The following is an 18,082-nucleotide window of genomic DNA, read 5'->3' as shown; positions in this document are numbered from 1 at the left end:
GTATCATTTGCAAAAATTAAGCTGTCATTTTAAAATAACATATATTTGTTTATGAGGTATTTGTTGCTATTTTTTTTAATAATAAGTGTTGTTTCATGCAAGGCTAAGGCACAGCCTGTTTTAACAACAGCCAATAAAGTTGAAAATAATTTATGCCCAAAAACAGGCGCTTGTTTGTATCAAATGTTAAAAGATAAAGCGTTATATATTAAAAAAGATAACTTTGGAAGTGTTTATCCAGAATTAATAAACGGAAACCAACTAGTACTTAAGTTTGAATACAAAAAACAAAATAAATCTAGTTTGCAAGACAGTAGTTACAGAGAGGAAGTTTTTATAGCGTTAGATAAAAATAACCTTGAGTTTAAAACCTCTAATCTTGAAGACAAAACAATTTATTTTGCAAGATGGTGTTACTGTAAAGGTCAAACAGGGTATTATAAAATAAATAAAGGAGAATTAGCGATTGTTAAGTTGAGTAACAAAAAATTTAATTTGCATTTAAGTTTTGTTGTTAAAGAGGTTCCTCAAGTTATAAACGAAATAAATTTTACTTTTAATATAGATTAATAGTTTATGGTTTGTTATAAGCTAGTTTATAATTAGCTTTGTGTAAAATAAAATAGCTTGAAAACAAAGCGCAATTTAAATACATTACCTAATAAGCAAACAGTTGTAACCATTGGAACTTTTGATGGTGTACATATTGGGCATCAAAAAATAATTAAACGTTTAATAGATACAGGAAAGGCATCAGGATTACAATCTGTAATTCTTACTTTTTTTCCGCATCCGCGCATGGTGTTGCAAAAAGATTCTAATATTAAATTAATAAATACTATTAATGAGCGTCATGATATTTTAGATGGTTTAGGCTTAGATTACTTAGTAATAAAAAAGTTTACACAAGAATTTTCTAGGCTTTCGGCTGAAGATTTTGTAAAAGATATTCTGGTTAATAAACTTAATGCTAAAAAAGTAATTATTGGTTACGATCATAGGTTTGGTAGAAATAGAAATGCCGATATTAACGATTTAAAAGTTTTTGGTGAAACCTATGGTTTTGATGTAGAGGAGATTTCGGTTCAAGATATAAATGATGTTGCAGTTAGTTCAACAAAAATTAGAAAAGCCTTAAAGGCTGGCGATATTAATAAAACCAACTCATATTTAGGTTACCCGTTTATGCTAACAGGTAAAGTAACAAAAGGCAAAGGTTTAGGTAGGCAATTAGGATTTCCTACAGCGAATATTGATGTTGAAGAAGATTATAAAATTTTACCAAAGCAAGGTGCGTATATTGTTAAAGCTACAATTAATAATAAGCTTGTTTACGGTATGATGAATATAGGAATAAACCCTACAGTTAATGGTAGTGCGCAAACTATAGAAGTTCATTTTTTTAATTTTGATAACGATATTTACAATACATATGTAAAGGTCGAGTTACTACATAGAATTCGTGATGAAGAAAAATTTGAATCGGTTGAAGCTTTAAAACAACAGTTAGCTAAAGATAAAGACACAGCCTTAGCATATATTACAACCCAAGATGCTAAATAATTGGCTATTTAAACATATAGACAATTCTGCTTTAATAGTTTTCAGAATTATTTTTGGGTTGTTATGTTTTTTAGAGTCTGTAGGCGCCATTTTTACAGGCTGGATAAAACGCACTTTAATCGAACCAGACTTTACGTTTAATTTTATAGGTTTCGAGTTTTTACAACCATTACCCGGTTTTGGTATGTATTTTTATTATGCCATAATGGGCTTGTTTGGGCTTCTAATTATGGTGGGTTATAAATACCGGTTTAGCATGCTAGCATTTGCATTAATGTGGTCTGCTACGTACTTAATGCAAAAATCATCATACAACAATCATTATTATTTATTAATGCTTTTAAGTGCAATTATGGTGTTTTTGCCGGCAAATAAATACGCCTCTGTAGATGCTAAATTAAACCCAAAAATTAAAAGCTACGCTATGCCGCAATGGTGCCGTTGGGTTATTATTATTCAATTATTTATTGTTTATACTTACGCCTCTGTAGCCAAATTTTATCCAGATTGGTTAGATACAACGGTTATTGAATTAATGATGAAAGCTAAAAAAGACTATATTTTAGTTGGCAACCTTCTTCAACAAAAATGGTTACACTATGTACTAGCCTATGGCGGTATTTTGTTTGATGGTTTAATAATACCTCTATTGTTATATAAACCAACAAGAAAATATGCATTTATAGCTTCTATTTTCTTTCATTTGTTTAATTCGTTTATATTCCAAATAGGTATTTTTCCTTATTTATCATTAGCATTTTCATTATTCTTTTTCAAGGCAGAAACCATTCAAAAGTTATTTTTAAAAAAGAAACCGTTTTACACATCGCAAAATGTTATAATACCTAAATTAAAAACGCCATTAGTTACGGTATTTACAATCTATTTTATTATTCAAATAGGTTTACCTTTAAGGCATCATTTTATAAAAGACAATGTGCTTTGGACAGAAGAAGGCCATAGGCTTTCTTGGCGCATGATGCTACGAGTAAAAAGTGGTAACACCACATACTGGGTAGAAAATAAGGATACCGGAAAACGTACAGCTATTAATTTAAGCCAGTATTTAAGTAATAAACAAAAACGTTCTGCAAGTACAAAACCAGATGTTATGTGGCAATTTGCACAACATTTAAAACAAAAATTTAAAGCCAATGGGCAAGATGTAGCTGTTTATATAAAAAGTAAAATTAGTATAAACGGCAAGCCATATAAAACGTTTATAAATCCAGATATTGATATTGCAAGTACAGAGTGGACTGTTTTTAAACATTGCGATTGGATATTACCATTAACAGAAAAATAATTTTAAAATTGTAAATTTTACTAACGCTATTGCAGAGAAGTAAATATTTAAATTTTGCAGTAGTTTAGTTGTAAAATATATCAGTACTCTCTATGCAATTCATTAAATTTGTTGCTTAAAATTTTTTAGCCATGTTACAAGTTCCCTTTATTAGAGAAAACAAAGCCTTAGTTATAGAGCGATTAGCAAAGCGAAATATAGATGCTACGCAAATGATTAATGATGTTATTGCTTTTGATGAAGATCGAAGACGTCTTCAAACAGAATTAGATAATACTTTAGCAGAATCTAACACCTTATCAAAAGAAATTGGAAACTTGTACAAATCTGGCGAGGTAGAAAAAGCGAATCTTTTAAAAGAAAAAACAAGCCAGTTAAAAGACACCTCGAAACAATTAACCGAAGCTTTAAATACGAAAACCGAAGCTTTAAACGAGTTGCTTTATAAAATACCTAATGTGCCCAATAATGAGGTGCCTCGCGGAAACTCAGATTTAGACAATGAAGAGCTTTTTAAAGAAGGCGACATTCCAAAATTACATGATGGCGCTTTACCACATTGGGAATTAGCAAAAAAATACGACATCATAGATTTTGAGTTAGGTAACAAAATTACAGGAGCAGGTTTTCCAGTTTATAAAGGTAAAGGTGCACGATTACAACGTGCTTTAATAGCTTATTTTTTAGATAAAAATACAGCTGCCGGATATACAGAATACCAATTGCCACTTATGGTAAACGAAGCGTCTGGGTTTGGCACAGGACAATTGCCAGATAAAGAAGGTCAAATGTATCATGTAACCGAAGATAATTTATATTTAATACCAACAGCCGAAGTGCCAGGAACTAACATTTTTAGAGATGTTGTTTTAGCAGAAAACGAATTGCCTATTGGCGTTACTGGGTATACACCATGTTTTCGTCGCGAAGCAGGTAGTTATGGCGCTCATGTAAGAGGTTTAAATAGATTACATCAATTTGATAAAGTTGAAATTATTCGAGTAGAGCACCCAAGTAAATCTTATGAAGCTTTTAATGGTATGATAAACCACGTAAAAAGTATTTTAAAAGAACTTAAGTTACCATACAGAATATTACGTTTGTGTGGAGGCGACACCTCTTTTGCAGCAGCCTTAACTTACGATTTTGAAGTGTTTTCTACGGCTCAAGACAGATGGTTAGAAATATCATCTGTATCAAATTTCGAAACCTTTCAAGCCAATAGATTAAAACTACGATTTAAAAATAGCGAAGGCAAAAACGAATTGGCACATACACTAAACGGAAGTGCTTTAGCTTTACCAAGAGTTTTAGCAGGGATTTTAGAAAACTACCAAACAGAAAATGGTATTTTAATACCAGAAGTGTTACAGCCATACACCGGTTTTAAAATAATAAATTAAAGAAAAATACTACAAAAACTAATTTAATATCGATAAAAAGCACTTTATTTAGGTTGTTTGACGATTTTATTTCAATTTTCTTGATTTTTTAATATTTATTTTACAAGTTCGCTTAACCAAATCTTTTTAACCTACTGATTATGAAGAATATTAAGCGCATCATCTTGTTAATAGCTCTAATTTTTTTCGCAACTAAAGTTTTATCTTCAGATTTCGAACTGTTTAAATCTGAAGATACTTTAACAACCATTGCGAGTAAATAGGGATTTTTTTCAAACAAAAATCTTGTTGAAATCCAATAATATTTTTTGAAAATAGTCGTTCTTATTTGTAAGAATTAAAGACTGTCCCCAATCGAGTATTTAATTAACAAGTAGTTAATAGAAAATTATTTTTGGTTGGTAAGTGCCCGATATTTATCGGGCACTTTTTTTTAACAACTAGTTTTAGTAAAACTTTTATAACATCAACTCTTACATTTGTTATATTTACAGTATGCGATATTTTAAAATTTTATGTCTGTTTATAACCAGTATTTTGTACTCGCAAAATGCAACACTTGCTAAAGATTATTTTCAAAAGGGCGAGTATAAAAAAGCATTAGTAGAGTATGAAAAGCTGTATGCAAAATCGTCTTCAAACATTAATTATATTAATCAAATTATAAACGCTAACCAGCAATTAGAGCAATATAACGAAGCCGAATCATTTATATTAAAGTTAATAGAGCGTGTTAACTATCCAGCCTTTATAGTAGAGTTAGGGTATAATTATCAGCTTAAAAACAATATGCAAAAAGCTAATGAAAACTACCAAAAAGCAATAGCGTATATTGATGAAAAAGCAAGCCATGTATTTGGTATAGCACGTAGTTTTCAAAACCATTCGCTTTTAAACGAAGCTATAATTTCATACGAAAAAGCAGCAACACTTAACCCCGATTATAACTTTAACCTACAACTAGCCCAAATTTATGGCGAGCAAGGTAATATTAATAAAATGTTTAATAGTTATATAAGTTTTGCAGAAACAAACCCAATGGCAGTAAGAGATGTAAAACGGGCAATTAACGATTTTATAGTTGAAGACGCAACAAACCCAAACAATATTTTGTTTCGCAAATTGCTTCTTAAAAAAATGCAACAACACCCCAATATTTTATGGAATCAGTTGTTAAGTTGGTTGTTTATACAACAAAAAGATTATAAAAAAGCATTTACACAAGAAAAAGCAATATATAAAAGGCAACCAGAAAGTTTAAGTAGAATTGAAGAAATAGCTATAATGGCTTCAAATGAAAACGAAAACCAAACAGCTCAAGATATTTTTAATTACATTATAGAAACGGCTCAAGATACAAGAACCAAGTTAAAAGCGCATCAAAATCTAATTAATTTAGAAGTTAAACAAAGCACAAAATCTAATTATTTAGCTATAAAAAACAAATATTTAAGTTTAATAGAAACCTTTGGAAATAAGCCAGAAACCTTAGAATTTCAAATCTCGTACGCCCATTTTTTAGCATTTTATTTAAACCATACAACCGAAGCTACAAAGTTTTTAGAAAACAGTTTAAAATTGCCCCTATCAACCTTACAAAAAGCACGAATTAAACTAGAGTTAGGCGATATTTTAGTGTTGCAAGAAAAATTTAATAAAGCTTTAATCTATTATACTCAAATACAAAGAAACCTTAAAAATAGTACCATTTCTCAAGAAGCCCGATTTAAAGTAGCCAAGGCTAGTTATTATAAAGGCGATTTTAAATGGGCAGAATCTCAACTAAAAATTTTAAAAGCTTCAACCTCGCAATTAATAGCTAACGATGCTCTAGACTTAAAACTTTTAATTTCAGATAATAAATACGAAGATTCGCTTCAAACCGCATTAAAACATTATGCAAAGGCCGATTTATTAGCCTTTCAAAACAAAAATAACGAAGCCATTAACTTGTTAAATAAAATTCTTCAAGAACATAAAACCGAACCCATAATACCACAAGCTTTATATAAGCAAGCCCAGTTATTTGAGCTAAAAGCCGCCACCGAAAAAGCAAAAACAAATTACGAGTTAATTGTAGAAAATTACAGAGATGGTATTTTAATAGACGATGCTCTTTTTCGTTTAGCTAAAATATATGAAACCCAATTAAACATTCCAGAAAAGGCAAAAGCTTTATACGAGCAAATTATATTTAACCATCCCGATAGTATTTATTTTATCGAAGCCAGAAAACGTTATAGAACCATAAGAGGCGATGCCATAAATTAAAGATAATGATTGCCGAAACAGAACGCTTAATTATAGAAAAATTTACGCTTAATGATGCTCCGTTTTTTAAAGCTTTGGTAAACACACCACATTGGTTATTGTATATAGGAGATAGGCATATTAAAACCAATAAAGATGCTGCTGCATATATAAAAAACACACATTTTAAAAGTTATAAAACACAAGGGTTTGGGTTTTATAAACTTACTTTAAAAAAAGACAACACACCAATAGGATCCTGCGGATTAATTAAAAGAGACGAGTTAAAACACCCGGATTTAGGTTTTGCCTTTTTAGAAGCTTATGAAAGAAAAGGCTATGGTTTCGAAGCCTCGACAGCAATTATAAAATTAGCAAAACAGCAATTTAATATACAACACCTTGCCGCTATAACATTGCCAAACAACATAAGTTCAATAAAATTATTAGAAAAACTAGGGTTTGTAAAAGAAAAGCTTGTAAAACCTTTTGATGACGATGAAGAACTTCTGTTATTTGCAAAAACATTATAAATAAACCATGATTATATACAACGTAACAGTAAATATAGACGAATCCATTCACGACGAGTGGTTAATCTGGATAAAAGAACATATCCCACAAGTATTAGGTACCGGAAAATTTGAAAAAGCAACCCTATCTAGAGTATTGGTAGAAGAAGACATGGGCGGTGTAACATACTCTATTCAATACCGTTCTTACTCGCGCGAAGCTTTAGATGCTTATTACCGAGAAGATGCAGATAAATTACGAAATGATGGTATGAAAAAATTTGCAGATAAAATGTTGGCCTTTAGAACCGAGCTTCAAATTGTTGATGAGTATACAGTAAACTTTAAATAAACTAACTTTGCTTAGCAAAAAAGCGGTATAGAAGCATTTTTGGTTACAACCTAATATTTATTAATTCGTGGCAAAACAAACCAACCAACATCAAGTAAAGGCAAAAAAGCATTTGGGGCAACATTTTTTAAATGATGAAGTTGTAGCAGAAAAAATAGCAGACACACTTCATTTAAAAGGCTATAAAAATGTATTAGAAATTGGTCCAGGAATGGGCGTGTTAACTAAGTATTTGCTAAAAAAAGATATTACAACTTATGTCGTCGAAATCGATTCAGAATCGGTGGAGTATTTACAAGCAAACTATTTAAATCTTGCACCAAGAATTATAGAAGAAGATTTTTTAAAATACGATTTAAACAACGTTTTTAAACAAGAACCATTTGCTATAATAGGTAACTTTCCCTATAACATTTCAACACAAATAATATTTAAAACCTTAGAAATGCGAAATCAAATTCCAGAGTTTTCTGGAATGTTTCAAAAAGAAGTCGCCCAGCGTATTTGTTCTAAAGAAGGCAGTAAAGTTTACGGTATTCTATCGGTTTTAACACAAGCATTTTACGAAGCAGAATATTTATTTACCGTACCACCAAATGTTTTTAATCCGCCACCAAAAGTAGACTCAGGTGTTTTAAGACTTACCAGAAAAGAAAATTACACTTTACCTTGTAATGAAAAATTCTTTTTTAAAGTTGTAAAAGCAGCTTTTCAGCAACGCAGAAAAACACTTCGTAACAGTTTAAAAACATTCAATTTATCCGATAATTTAAAAGCAAATAGTATATTTGGCAAACGCCCAGAGCAATTAAATGTTCAAGCCTTTATAGAGCTTACGCAATTAATCGAAAAAGACCAGTAAATCGTTATAAAACCTTTTCCATTTGTCAGAAAAAAACGAAAACATACAATTTCAATTAACTGATGATCTTATTGAGAAAGTTAAATCCTTTATCGAACAACAAAACGATAAAGCACTTAAACACCTTTTAGATGAGTTTCATTACGCCGATATTGCCGAAATTCTAGACGAGCTAGATCTAGAACAAGCCGTGTATGTTATTAAACTCCTAGATTCTGAAACCACATCAGACATCTTAATGGAGCTCGATGAAGACAACCGAGAAAAAGTACTTAAAAATCTATCTGTTAAAGAAATAGCCGAAGAGGTTGAAGAGCTAGATACCGATGATGCAGCCGATATTATTGCCGAACTATCTGAAGAGCGCCAACAAGCCGTAATAGACCAAATTGAAGACGAAGCGCATAAAGCAGAAATAACAGAGCTTTTAGCTTACGACGAAGATACAGCAGGAGGTCTCATGGCAAAAGAGCTCGTAAAAGTTTACGATACCTGGACCGTTGCCGGTTGCCTACGCCGTATACGAGGGCAAGCCAAAGAAGTAACCAGAGTACACTCCATTTACGTTGTAAATAAACAAGAAAAGCTTATAGGTCGCCTATCTTTAAAAGATTTAATAGTTGCAAAAAGCGACCAGAAAATAGCAGATATATACATCTCTAACGTAGATTATGTAAACGTAAATGAAGACGTAGAAGAAATTGCCAAAATTATGGCAAAATACGATTTAGAAGCCATCCCGGTAATAGAAAGCGACGATAATAAAGTACTTTTAGGCCGAATAACTATAGACGATATTGTTGATGTTATGAAAGAAGAAGCCGATAAAGATTACCAAATGGCAGCAGGTATAACCAGCGATGTCGAGGCAGACGATAGTATTCTAGACCTCACAAAAGCCCGTTTACCATGGCTATTCCTTGGGTTAATTGGAGGTATTGGTGCCTTTTTAATCATGGAAGGTTTCGAGAGCCTATTTACAGGAAAAGCCGTAGTATTATTCTTTTTCACACCATTAATAGCCGCCATGGCGGGAAACGTAGGCGTACAATCTAGCGCCATAATAGTACAAGGTCTTGCTAACGACGATGTTCGTGGTAGTGTAAACAGCCGCCTCATAAAAGAAATGCTCCTCGCCGCACTAAACGGCTTAATACTTGCCCTATTCCTATTTCTATTCGTATGGGCGTTTAAAGGCGAATTAATAACCGCTCTAGCCATATCCATATCGTTAGTAGCCGTAATAATAATAGCAGGGCTTATAGGCACATTTGTACCCTTATTTTTAAACAAGCAAGGCATAGATCCAGCCATAGCCACAGGTCCATTTATAACCACAAGTAACGATATATTAGGCATTTTACTCTATTTCTGGATAGCAAAAATGATACTAGGTATATAATCCATTTGGGCGTTACCACAAGGGTCGGGCTTTACGCTATATCTTTTTTTAACGTTATTGCAAGGAGTAAGCGATGTGGCAATCTGTCTAAATAGAGTTCTAAACCCCATTGTAATTGCTTTTTAAAAAAAGGATGCCGCTGCAATCCCTAACGCGGGCTAGTTTGCAAATAACAGGTTTTTTTAAAAACACTTTGGGTTTTTGGAGGGTTCGTTTAACGGTTGGGCTATGAGTAGTTGCGTGGGTTAACGATTAACTTTGCAAGTACGCACAAAGCGGAAAATTCCAACAGAATTTTCAGAGAATGCGAGAACAAGCAATTACTCATAGCCATTATTGGATGTAGTTATTTTTTATTCAAAGATTTTAAAAATTCATCTGCTGTCATGACAGGTAACAACGATTTTTTAAAGTCTTTTCCATTTCGTGTTATTATAATTTCGCATTCCGATTCTGTTGCACTAAAATATTGTAAAGCATCTTCAAAATCCTTTATCGAAGAGTTAAGTCCTTTTTCAATTGTCTGTTCATCCAGAGAGCATATATCACAGAGTATCTTAAACTTCCTTAACTTTTCTCTAGCCATTTTTCCATTCTCAAATTTTTCAAGAAAATAGTTTACTGTTGCGAATGAAATAGGTGAAACGACCATTGTTAATTTTTCCTTTTCCGCTAATGTAGCAATTTTCGCAATCGGCTCATAAAATGGTTTTCGCTCCCCTAAAAAGTCTAGCATTACATTTGTGTCTATAAAAATCCTTTTGTTCATTTATATTTCTCAATTAAATAATCAGAATATTCTTTTTTATAGTCTAAGTCAGTTGGAATTTCAGTTCCAGTTGAAATGCTTTTTACGAAAGGTGAAATTTCAAATTCTGAAGTTTCATTTTCAGAAGTCAAAGATTGTAAATAAGCCTCTACAATTCGAGATAAACTCATTTTTTTGTTAGAAGCATATTCTTTAGCTTTTTCAATAATTCTTTGATTAAGCTTTAAAGTTAGTTTCGCATCCATAATTAATTTTTATACGTACAAATATATAAAAATAATCCGTACTATTCGATTTGCCAATGACTTTTGTTGTGAGGTTTAATTACACACAACTTAGGCGAATATAAAAACGTTTAAATGTTTTATATCCGACGTTAAACGAAAGTGATGAAATTTTTTACAAAATCAAGTCATACAACAAATAACAATAACAAAATTATAATGTCCGTTTGTATAAAACTTAGTAAAAAAACTTCGTAATTTTACAACATGAAAATCCTTCACCTCGATAGCAATCACGATTTATTAATTAACCAATTAAACGATTTAGGTTACACGAATCATGAAGATTACACATCGCCTAAAGAAACCATAATGGCAAAAATCCATGAATACGATGGGTTTATAATTCGTAGTCGTTTTAGTATAGATAAATCATTTCTAGACGCTGCTAAAAACCTAAAATTTATAGGCCGTGTAGGTGCTGGGTTAGAAAATATTGACTGCGATTACGCACAAGAAAAAGGCATTTACCTAATCTCTGCGCCAGAGGGTAACAGAAATGCTGTTGGCGAGCATGCCTTAGGAATGTTACTATCGCTTTTTAATAAATTAAACAAAGCCGATGCCGAGGTTCGTGCAGGAAAATGGTTAAGAGAAGCCAACCGAGGTATAGAACTAGATGGAAAAACAGTTGGTCTTATAGGTTACGGTAATATGGGTAAAGCCTTTGCAAAAAAGCTACAAGGCTTCGATGTTGAGGTGTTGTGTTACGATATAAAAGATAATGTTGGCAACGCGCATGCAAAACAGGTGTCTTTAACAGAGCTTCAAGAAAAAGCAGATGTGTTAAGCCTACATACGCCACAAACACCACTTACTTTAAATATGGTAAACACGACGTTTATTAATCAATTTAAAAAGCCATTTTGGTTAATTAATACCGCTCGTGGTAAAAGTGTAGTTACTTCGCATTTAGTACAAGCATTAAAATCGGGTAAAATTTTGGGCGCAGGTTTAGATGTTTTAGAGTACGAAAAAGCATCATTCGAAAACCTGTTTTCATCAAACTTACCAGAGGCTTTCCAATATTTAATAGCGTCTCGTAATGTGTTGCTATCGCCTCACGTAGCTGGTTGGACTGTAGAGAGTAAAGAAAAATTAGCGCAAACCATTGTCAATAAAATTAAAGCCAAATATTGTTAGTAAGATAATTTCTAGCCATTTTATTAATTTTAAAACATGAAAAAAACCATTCTTGTTTTTTCACTACTTATTTTAGCATTATTGCTTTTATTTCAATTTAGTAAGTATACTATAATAAGCGGTAACTTTAAAAGCGAATATGTTATGGCTTTGGTTGCTATTACCTTTTTTGTAATAGGCATATACATTAATAAAAAAACACTAAGGCCTAATACAGCTTCAAATAATAAAATAGATTTAAAAAAAGTAGAAGCCTTAGGTTTAAGCAAACGAGAATATCAAGTTTTAAAAGAGGTCGCTTCAGGATTATCAAATCAAGAAATTGCCAATAAGTTATGTGTATCAGAAAGTACTATAAAAACGCATGTATCTAACCTATTTGTTAAGTTAAATGCAAAACGCCGTACACAAGCCATTCAAATATCTAAAAGCCTTAATATTATATAATTTGTAAAAAGCTTTTTAATTTCGGTTAAGTTTATAATGGTCTTGACTAAGTATTTTTATTAGCTTTACAACTAAAGTATTAGCAATTTAGTACTTTAGTATGAGCCTTAATGCTACCTATCGTCCTACCTTTGGTTTTACTAATCAATAAGATAATTAAAATGAAAAATACAGTAATTAAGTTTGGGCTTTACGCCTTATTAAGTGGCTTTGTATTATTTGGTTTACCGTTTCTTTTTGGAATGGGAGTAGATTTTGATTATGGCGAGCTTATAGGCTACACCGCCATGATACTTTCGTTGCTATTTGTTTACTTTGGTATTAAACACTACCGCGATAAAGTAAACAACGGAAAAGTATCGTTAGGAAAAGCTATAGGAATAGGTATGCTTATAGCGCTGTTTTCGGCTATTGGTGTTGCTCTTTTCGATTATATTTATACCTCTTACATAAACCCAGATTTTGCTACCCAGTATTTAGAGTATTCTGTTAAAAAAATGGAAAACACGTTATCTGCTCAAGAGCTAAAAATAAAAACAGCAGAATTAACGCAGCAAATGGAAGATTATGGTAGCCCAAGCTTTATGGCATTTATGATGTTTGCTTCTGTAACGATTTTGGGGTTTATAATAAGTTTAGTTTCAGGATTAATTTTACAACGTAAATAGTTTACCATGCAATATAAAGCCAACTCACCAGAAGCATACATAAATCAAGTACCAGAAGTGCGCCAACCCGTTTTAAAAAAGCTGCGTTCTGTTATTAATAACCATTTACCAGAAGGTTTTCAAGAAGGTATTCAATATGGCATGATAGGATATTTTGTACCACATACCATTTACCCAAATGGTTACCATTGTAACCCAAAAGAGCCTTTGCCTTTTATGAGTTTTGCATCACAAAAAAACTCCATAAACCTATACCATAGTGGTATTTATGCCGTACCCGAAATTCATGATTGGTTTGTTGCAGAATACCCCAAACATTGTAAACGTAAACTAGATATGGGTAAAAGTTGCATTAGATTTAAAAATATTGACGATATACCGCTAAATTTAATTGCAGAACTTTGTGAAAAATTATCGGTAAAACAATGGATAACCATTTACGAGTCTGCACTAAAAAAGAGATAATAACATAAAAAATGAATTATGAAACTAGGAGCCTTTTCTACAAGTTTAAGTGTAAAAGACATTAATGCATCAAAACAATTTTACGAAACGCTAGGTTTTAGTGTATTTGCCGGAGATATTAAAAACAATTACCTTATCATGAAAAACGGTAATGCGCTTATTGGTTTATTTCAAGGCATGTTTGAGCAAAATATTTTAACCTTTAATCCGGGTTGGGACGAAAATGCTAATAAAATTGAAGATTTTGATGATGTTAGAGCTATCCAAAAACACTTAAAAAATAACCATATAAAAATTGAAAAAGAAGCCGATGAAAATACCTCTGGGCCAGCAAGTTTTGTACTGTACGACCCCGATGGAAATACTATTCTTATAGATCAGCATGTATAACAATAAAATGTAACACCATGAAAAACCGAGTAACAGGCATTGGCGGAATATTTTTTAAAACCAAAAATCCAAAGGCAACTAAAGATTGGTATAAAAAACACTTAGGATTTAATACAGACGATTACGGTTGCACTTTTTGGTGGAAAAATGAAGCTGGCGAAAAGTGCTCTACACAATGGAGTCCGTTTTCTCAAGACACCAAGTATTACGAACCATCCAAAAAAGATTTTATGTTTAATTACCGTGTAGAAAATTTACACGAATTACTTAAAGTGTTAAAAGCCGAAGGTGTAACTATAGTTGGCGAAGTTGAAGAATATGAATACGGAAAATTTGGTTGGATTCTAGATAACGATGGTAATAAAATAGAACTTTGGGAACCTGTAGATAAAGCTTTTTTGTAACTTAGTTTTAAAATTAATTTTTGACTTATATAAACTTACTTCAATCGTACAATTTAACTGCAATGCAATGGGTAGCTATTGGTTTTGCAGTTTTTTTATTAGGTTTATCTAAATCTGGAATAAAAGGCATAGGTATTATAATTGTTATTGTTCTTGCCTTTGTTTTTGGCGAAAAAGCATCAACAGGTGTATTGCTTCCTATGTTAATTTTTGCCGATATTTTTGCTGTTATTTATTACAACCGTCATGCCCAATGGCATATTATAAAAAAGCTAATTCCTTGGATGATTGTTGGTGTTTTAGTTGGCGTATGGATTGGTAATGATATTTCCGAGCTTGTTTTTAAACGCCTTATGGCAGTTATAATTATAGCCTCTGTTGGTATTATGTTTTATACCGAAAACCGAAAATCTAATACGGTACCCAAAAACAAACTATTTGGTATAATTACAGGATTTTTAGCAGGCTTTACCACCATGATAGGTAATCTTGCTGGGCCAATTTCAAACATTTATTTTTTGGCCATGCGTTTTCCTAAAAACGAATTTATTGGTACAGCAGCATGGTTATTTTTTATTATAAATGTGTTTAAGTTGCCTTTTCACATATTTGTATGGAAAACCGTTACACCACAAACATTGGCTTTAAATTCGATACTAATTCCTGCAGTAGTTATAGGTTTTTTTCTTGGCGCTTTTATTGTTAAATCTATTTCTAATGTAAATTACAGACGCTTTATTTTATTAGTAACAGCTTTAGGCGGTTTGGTTATGTTGTTTAAATAAATATTAACTAAAGGGTTATGTAACATAATGTTAAGTTAAGAGACATATAAATATAAAGCTATTATTTTTTTATTAATTTTACAGGATAACCAAAAAAATAGAACATAAAATGTCTGATGAAAAAAATTTAAGCGACGACCTAAATGATATGTTAGGAGATGCTAAAGAAGGTGCAAAAAAAGCAGCCGATAAAGCTAGCGAAATAGCCGATGATGCTAAAGAAAAAGCAAAAGCCTTTGCAAACGAAGCCAAAGAAACCGCTTCGGAATTTGCCGATGATGCCAAAGACGTATTAAGCGATGGTAAAAATATTGCTATTATAGCACACATTACTTTAATAGGTTGGATAATTGCTTTGGTCATGAATAACAATAATAAATCTGAATTGGGCTCGTACTACATTAGGCAAATGTTAGGACTAATTATTTTAGGTTTTGTATTTATGTTTATACCCGTAATAGGTTGGATTTTAAATTTAGTAATGCTAGTATTATGGGGGTTAAGCTTAATAGGTGCTTTAAGTGGCGAAAAAAAACCAACACCTGTTTTGGGCGAGCATTTTCAAAATTGGTTTAAATCATTATAAAATACCAAAAAAGCCAAAAAAAAAGATTTTGGCTTTTTTATTTCACATTATCATCGTAATATTGCAATATATAAATAATAAAAATGGGAGTTACAAAAACACAAATATTTACAGAACAACAAAACGATTTGTCGCAATTTTTTAAAGTGTTAGGTCACCCTGCACGTGTTGCTATTTTACAATACATAAGCAGCCAAAACACTTGTATTTGTAACGATTTGGTAGAGGAAATTGGTCTGGCTCAAGCCACTATTTCTCAACATTTAAAAGAGCTAAAAAGTATTGGTTTGCTAAAAGGCGAAGTAGAAGGAAAAAGCATGTGTTACTGTATAAATGTAGAACGTTGGACCGAAATACAAAAACAATTAAACGGTTTTTTCAATAAAACTAAATCTAATTGCTGTTAGTTAATAATTGGCATTTAGAAATTATAAAACAAGCAAAAAATAAATTTATAATATTATGAAAACACAAGAATTATTTAAGGTTTTAGAACAACATAAAAATAAGGCTTTATTATTTGAATATAAGCCAAATACTTTGGTTGGTGCAAATTACCATATAACAGAAGTAAAACACATAGCTGTTGATGCTGTAGATTGCGGGTCGCAAACTAGTGCATGGAACGAAACCATTATCCAACTATGGGAAAGCCCTCTTGAAAAAGGCAAAACAGAATTTATGAGCGCCTATAAAGCATTAGCTATTCTAAAAAAAGTAGGTACTATGAAGCCTTATAATTTAGAGTCTGAAGTTAAGTTTGAGTATAGTAACGAAACCTTTCATACGGCACAACTTTTTGTTAACGATTTTGAAATATTAGGAAATAACTTAACCATTAAATTGGCTGTTAAAAAAACAGACTGTAAAGCTAAAGCGCTTTGTGGTGTTCCAGAAAAATTAGAAAATATATTAGAACCAGTTAATAATGACGAGCCTTGTTGCTCGCCAGACGGAAATTGTTGTTAGTTAATTAAAAATAGAAATATATTACTATGTTATATAAAACCATTATTAAAACTATAAAAGCCTTAGAGGTATCTGAAATTACTGAAAACAGAAAAATAGTTTTACAACCGTTAATAGATTATTTAAAAGATAAGGTAAAAGCGAATAAGCCAATACGTTTAAATTTTATTTGCACGCATAACTCGCGTCGTAGCCATTTAACTCAAGTTTGGGCGCAAGCTATGGCAGCTTATTTTAATGTTAATAATGTGGTTTGTTATTCGGGTGGTACAGAGGCTACAGCTATGTTTCCAAAGGTTAGCGAAACTTTAAATAATCAAGGGTTTAGTATTGTAAAACTATCGGAAACTGAAAACCCTGTTTACAGTATAAAGTTTTCTGAAAACGAACCTTCGGTTATTGCTTTTTCAAAACAATTTAGCCATGCTTTTAATCCAGCATCAGGGTTTGCGGCAATAATGACGTGCTCTTCGGCCGATGGTGGTTGCCCTTTTGTGTTAGGAAGCGATAAACGTATTGCTATTACCTACGAAGATCCAAAAGCATCGGACGGAACACCACAACAAACAGAAACCTACTTTAATAGAAGTTTACAAATTGCTACCGAAATGAAGTATGTGTTTTCTAGTTTAAACTAGTTTTTTAAAGATGAAAATTAAAAAAATCGTAACCTGCTATAAAAATACATGTTACGGTTTTTTTTGAAATTTAATTACTTCTTTTCTAAATGTATTTGAAAACCAAAACCAACTATTAGAGTTTTAACTCTATAGTTATCGGCCTTTCTACTAGTGTCTGTATAGTTTAAGGAAAACTCAATACCCACACTATTATTAAAAAATAATGCTGTACCAGCTTTTATACCATAGCCGTTCCAATTAATAGTATTTCCTCGTCCATAATTTCCAAATCTAAATGAGTAGCTGGCTTCAGTAAAAATGTTTATCCTTTTATGAGTATTTAGAAAATAATACCTTGCGTAAGGAGCAAACCCATAGAAAGAAGCTGTATTGTTACTTTCATCTGGAGTAGTATTTGTAAAATCCAAATTTAATTGTAATCCACCTGCTAGTTTATCTAAAATAAAATAACCTGCATTTGGGTTAATCCTAATTTCGGTAAATGTATCTCCGTTTAAATTATTTGAAGTAAAATGTGCATCACCCCCAACCATCCAATTGCCTTCGGTAATTTGGGCGTTAACAGAACATAATGTTGTAAATACAATTAAGAAAAATAATGTTAATGTTTTCATGTTGTTAATATTAATAGGTTAAAAATTAGCAATAGTTGTTTTGCCTTGTAAATAAAATTATTATTTACAAGGTAAATTGTTACTGCATACAAATAACCTAAACGTTTTTTGCTTTTGCAGTCTATAAAAAAAATGGTCTATAAAAAGTTTTTGGTGGTTGTGGTTAGTCTATAAAAAATACAGGGGTCTAAATCTGTATTTAATTTAATAAAAAACTAGCGCTAGCTATAGAGTACTCTTAAAATTGCTCGCAACACATTTTTTGCA

At 31.7% G+C, this 18,082-nt stretch carries 24 protein-coding genes; 21 read left to right on the top strand and 3 right to left on the bottom strand.

Translation table 11 applies throughout. From position 1 onward, the window contains the following. Positions 1-51 precede the first annotated feature (51 nt). The 10 genes from ACNG5D_RS11115 (at position 52) to mgtE (ending at position 9,650) form a co-directional block, all read left to right on the top strand. Entirely contained in the window at positions 52-570 is a 519-nt protein-coding gene (locus ACNG5D_RS11115) for a hypothetical protein (RefSeq protein ID WP_418183595.1), read from the top strand. 57 nt (positions 571-627) lie between these two features. Further along, a complete protein-coding gene (locus ACNG5D_RS11110) occupies positions 628-1,563 on the top strand; it encodes a bifunctional riboflavin kinase/FAD synthetase (protein WP_418183594.1) in 936 nt (311 codons plus the stop codon). Then, the gene (locus tag ACNG5D_RS11105; protein ID WP_418183593.1) at positions 1,553-2,869 is read left to right on the top strand and encodes an HTTM domain-containing protein; all 1,317 of its coding nucleotides are present in this window, start codon (positions 1,553-1,555) and stop codon (positions 2,867-2,869) included. Before ACNG5D_RS11110 ends, ACNG5D_RS11105 begins: the two co-directional genes overlap by 11 nt. 131 nt (positions 2,870-3,000) lie before the next feature. Beyond that, positions 3,001-4,272, top strand: coding sequence for a serine--tRNA ligase (serS, locus tag ACNG5D_RS11100; protein ID WP_418183592.1), 1,272 nt, complete (start codon positions 3,001-3,003; stop codon positions 4,270-4,272). Positions 4,273-4,412: 140 nt separating this feature from the next. Further along, entirely contained in the window at positions 4,413-4,535 is a 123-nt protein-coding gene (locus ACNG5D_RS11095; RefSeq protein WP_418183591.1) for a hypothetical protein, read from the top strand. Positions 4,536-4,767: 232 nt separating this feature from the next. Then, a complete protein-coding gene (locus tag ACNG5D_RS11090) occupies positions 4,768-6,543 on the top strand; it encodes a tetratricopeptide repeat protein (protein WP_418183590.1) in 1,776 nt (591 codons plus the stop codon). A 5-nt stretch (positions 6,544-6,548) separates the two neighbouring features. After that, entirely contained in the window at positions 6,549-7,055 is a 507-nt protein-coding gene (locus ACNG5D_RS11085; RefSeq protein ID WP_418183589.1) for a GNAT family N-acetyltransferase, read from the top strand. A 7-nt stretch (positions 7,056-7,062) separates the two neighbouring features. Next, positions 7,063-7,386 carry a DUF4286 family protein gene (locus ACNG5D_RS11080; RefSeq protein WP_418183588.1) on the top strand — a complete coding sequence of 108 codons (324 nt, stop codon included), beginning with the start codon at positions 7,063-7,065 and terminating at the stop codon, positions 7,384-7,386. A 67-nt stretch (positions 7,387-7,453) separates the two neighbouring features. After that, positions 7,454-8,248: a 16S rRNA (adenine(1518)-N(6)/adenine(1519)-N(6))-dimethyltransferase RsmA gene (gene rsmA / locus ACNG5D_RS11075; RefSeq protein WP_418183587.1), complete on the top strand. Its 795-nt coding sequence runs from the start codon at positions 7,454-7,456 to the stop codon at positions 8,246-8,248. A 22-nt stretch (positions 8,249-8,270) separates the two neighbouring features. After that, complete coding sequence (gene mgtE / locus ACNG5D_RS11070; protein ID WP_418183586.1) at positions 8,271-9,650, top strand: magnesium transporter; 1,380 nt, start codon at positions 8,271-8,273, stop codon at positions 9,648-9,650. 346 nt (positions 9,651-9,996) lie between these two features. Here the strand turns inward: mgtE and ACNG5D_RS11065 are convergent, their stop codons facing one another. Beyond that, positions 9,997-10,419, bottom strand: coding sequence for a type II toxin-antitoxin system VapC family toxin (locus ACNG5D_RS11065; RefSeq protein WP_418183585.1), 423 nt, complete (start codon positions 10,417-10,419; stop codon positions 9,997-9,999). Then, the gene (locus ACNG5D_RS11060; protein WP_418183584.1) at positions 10,416-10,664 is read right to left on the bottom strand and encodes a DUF6364 family protein; all 249 of its coding nucleotides are present in this window, start codon (positions 10,662-10,664) and stop codon (positions 10,416-10,418) included. The genes ACNG5D_RS11065 and ACNG5D_RS11060 overlap by 4 nt, the downstream gene beginning before the upstream one ends. A gap of 246 nt (positions 10,665-10,910) precedes the next feature. Between ACNG5D_RS11060 and ACNG5D_RS11055 the strand changes: the two genes are divergently transcribed. The 11 genes from ACNG5D_RS11055 (at position 10,911) to ACNG5D_RS11005 (ending at position 17,198) form a co-directional block, all read left to right on the top strand. Next, positions 10,911-11,846, top strand: coding sequence for a 2-hydroxyacid dehydrogenase (locus tag ACNG5D_RS11055; protein ID WP_418183583.1), 936 nt, complete (start codon positions 10,911-10,913; stop codon positions 11,844-11,846). Positions 11,847-11,882: 36 nt separating this feature from the next. Next, the gene (locus tag ACNG5D_RS11050; protein WP_418183582.1) at positions 11,883-12,293 is read left to right on the top strand and encodes a response regulator transcription factor; all 411 of its coding nucleotides are present in this window, start codon (positions 11,883-11,885) and stop codon (positions 12,291-12,293) included. Positions 12,294-12,454: 161 nt separating this feature from the next. Beyond that, positions 12,455-12,961: a DUF4199 domain-containing protein gene (locus tag ACNG5D_RS11045; RefSeq protein WP_418183581.1), complete on the top strand. Its 507-nt coding sequence runs from the start codon at positions 12,455-12,457 to the stop codon at positions 12,959-12,961. 6 nt (positions 12,962-12,967) lie between these two features. Next, a complete protein-coding gene (locus ACNG5D_RS11040) occupies positions 12,968-13,426 on the top strand; it encodes a DUF1801 domain-containing protein (protein ID WP_418183580.1) in 459 nt (152 codons plus the stop codon). An 18-nt stretch (positions 13,427-13,444) separates the two neighbouring features. Further along, positions 13,445-13,816, top strand: coding sequence for a VOC family protein (locus ACNG5D_RS11035; RefSeq protein WP_418183579.1), 372 nt, complete (start codon positions 13,445-13,447; stop codon positions 13,814-13,816). Between the two features lie 17 nt (positions 13,817-13,833). After that, positions 13,834-14,220 (top strand): VOC family protein, encoded by a 387-nt coding sequence (locus ACNG5D_RS11030; protein ID WP_418183578.1) that lies wholly within the window; start codon positions 13,834-13,836, stop codon positions 14,218-14,220. Positions 14,221-14,240: 20 nt separating this feature from the next. Continuing rightward, positions 14,241-15,005: a sulfite exporter TauE/SafE family protein gene (locus ACNG5D_RS11025; protein WP_418183577.1), complete on the top strand. Its 765-nt coding sequence runs from the start codon at positions 14,241-14,243 to the stop codon at positions 15,003-15,005. A 109-nt stretch (positions 15,006-15,114) separates the two neighbouring features. Further along, positions 15,115-15,591 (top strand): YtxH domain-containing protein, encoded by a 477-nt coding sequence (locus ACNG5D_RS11020; RefSeq protein WP_418183576.1) that lies wholly within the window; start codon positions 15,115-15,117, stop codon positions 15,589-15,591. A gap of 83 nt (positions 15,592-15,674) precedes the next feature. Beyond that, positions 15,675-15,998, top strand: coding sequence for an ArsR/SmtB family transcription factor (locus ACNG5D_RS11015; protein WP_418183575.1), 324 nt, complete (start codon positions 15,675-15,677; stop codon positions 15,996-15,998). 55 nt (positions 15,999-16,053) lie between these two features. Further along, positions 16,054-16,560: a DUF6428 family protein gene (locus ACNG5D_RS11010; RefSeq protein ID WP_418183574.1), complete on the top strand. Its 507-nt coding sequence runs from the start codon at positions 16,054-16,056 to the stop codon at positions 16,558-16,560. Positions 16,561-16,586: 26 nt separating this feature from the next. Then, on the top strand, positions 16,587-17,198 hold the full coding sequence (locus ACNG5D_RS11005) for an arsenate-mycothiol transferase ArsC (protein WP_418183573.1): 612 nt from the start codon (positions 16,587-16,589) through the stop codon (positions 17,196-17,198). A gap of 74 nt (positions 17,199-17,272) precedes the next feature. Here ACNG5D_RS11005 and ACNG5D_RS11000 read toward each other — a convergent pair whose 3' ends face one another. Continuing rightward, positions 17,273-17,815, bottom strand: a complete 543-nt coding sequence (locus ACNG5D_RS11000) for an outer membrane beta-barrel protein (RefSeq protein ID WP_418183572.1) — start codon at positions 17,813-17,815, stop codon at positions 17,273-17,275. Positions 17,816-18,082: the final 267 nt, after the last annotated feature.

This window comes from Algibacter ulvanivorans (assembly GCF_048381495.1).
GTDB classification, from domain to species: Bacteria; Bacteroidota; Bacteroidia; order Flavobacteriales; family Flavobacteriaceae; genus Algibacter_B; species Algibacter_B ulvanivorans.
Note: the sequence above shows the minus strand (reverse complement) of the source record. Positions and strands in the feature narration are given on the sequence as shown.